2 protein-coding genes are annotated in these 1,676 nt (G+C 30.5%); both read left to right on the forward strand.

All coding sequences use genetic code 11. The features are described from left to right. Nucleotides 1–94: 94 nt before the first annotated feature. Nucleotides 95–1,183 (forward strand): efflux transporter SaoE, encoded by a 1,089-nt coding sequence (gene saoE, locus TICRE_RS10045; protein WP_075727679.1) that lies wholly within the window; start codon nucleotides 95–97, stop codon nucleotides 1,181–1,183. Nucleotides 1,184–1,197: 14 nt separating this feature from the next. Then, nucleotides 1,198–1,665: a Cys-Cys-COOH (seleno)protein SaoC gene (gene saoC, locus TICRE_RS10050; protein ID WP_075727681.1), complete on the forward strand. Its 468-nt coding sequence runs from the start codon at nucleotides 1,198–1,200 to the stop codon at nucleotides 1,663–1,665. The last annotated feature ends 11 nt before the right edge of the window (nucleotides 1,666–1,676 follow it).

Here is a 1,676-nt window from a genome sequence, read left to right on the forward strand (position 1 = left end):
AAGAAGAAGATTGATAGAATTTCAAAAGATATTATAGAAAAGGAAATAAAAGAGGCTGTTATGGAACTAGAATGATAGGAGATGAAAAGATTATATGATTATATTTGAGTTTTTAAAATCTATGTTATTAGCCTCAATAAGTATGCTAAATGGAGCTGCTCCATGGCTTATATTTAGTTTTATTATTGCAGGGCTATTACATGATGTTGTATCTCCTAGAAGATTTCATAAATCTTTAGGAAATAAAAAACTAAGCTCCTTGTTAAAGGTAACTATATCAGGAATGTTTTTACCTATTTGTAGTTGTGGGACAATCCCCCTAGGTTTAAGCATGTACTATTCAGGAGCTTACTTAGGCCCTGTACTTGCATTTATGACATCCACTCCTATAATAAATCCTATTGCAGTTATTCTAAGCTATGGACTTTTAGGAAAAGAAATTACAATCATCTATTTAATAGTTGGATTTACTTTACCTATGTTCATAGGTATTATAGCTAATAAATTTGGTGGTAATGAATTAAAGTTGTCAGGAATAGAGGAACATATAGCTACTGTTAATCTAGAAACAGAAGATGATATTACAACACTAGATAAAATAAAATCAGGAATGATTTGGGCTTATAATGATTTAGCTTTAGTAGTTAGTAAATATGTAATATTAGGGATGCTTTTAGGTGGGTTTATAATAACTGCATTTCCAAACTCCTTTATACAAAAGTATTTAGGAAACCCTAGTATGCTATCTCTTGGAAATGTTGCACTACTAGCTACAGTGATGTATGTGTGCGCAGTAGGACATATTCCATTTATAGCAGCACTAGTAGCTAGTGGTGCATCACCAGGAGCTGCAATTACATTTTTAATGGCAGGAGCAGCTACAAATTTCCCGGAACTTATAAGTATATATAATGTAATTGGTAAAAGAGCTGCAATAATGTATGGTAGTCTTGTTGCGGGATCCTCTCTATTTGTAGGATATATTACAAATAAGTTATTGATACCTGATTTTAAGCCAGCGATTAATTTTAATTCTATCAATAATTCAATAGAAGGTGCAAATAAATTAATATTTGCAGCACCAGAACCACTTAAATATCTATGCTCGGCTATAGTATTTATTTTCTTTTTAAAAGGATTTATTCCTAAGCTAAAAGATAAATTTCAAAAAGCATATGGTTAGGAGAGGTAGAGAGTATGCGTAAAAAAGCAGGAATTGCAATTATAACTATAATAATTTTTGGGTTAGGAGTATTTGCATTTAGCCAAGATAAGATTAAACGTGAAAATAATTTAGGTGTAAAGGAAGACAATAAATTATTACAATATTTTATATCATTATATCCAGATAAAGAAGTATTAAAATGTGGGTATGGAGATGTTGATGGTGACGATAGAAAGGATTTAGTGGTAATATTTAATAATTCTAAAAGATCTAATGGGATGGTAGTAGTATTAGACAAAGAAGGTAAGTATGAAATTACTGGAGAATTACCAGCACCAATTGACAATCAAAAAATAGAATTTAAAGATATAGATGAAACTAAACCTTTGGAATTTATAGTCTCTGGATCTAAAGATGGACAGTTTGGTTATGCCATATTTAGGGTGGAAGGTTTAGAGGTAAAGAATTTATTTGGAGAAGGAATGAGAGATTGCTGTTAATTATATAATAA

Source organism: Tissierella creatinophila DSM 6911 (assembly GCF_001940565.1).
GTDB lineage: Bacteria > Bacillota > Clostridia > Tissierellales > Tissierellaceae > Tissierella_A > Tissierella_A creatinophila.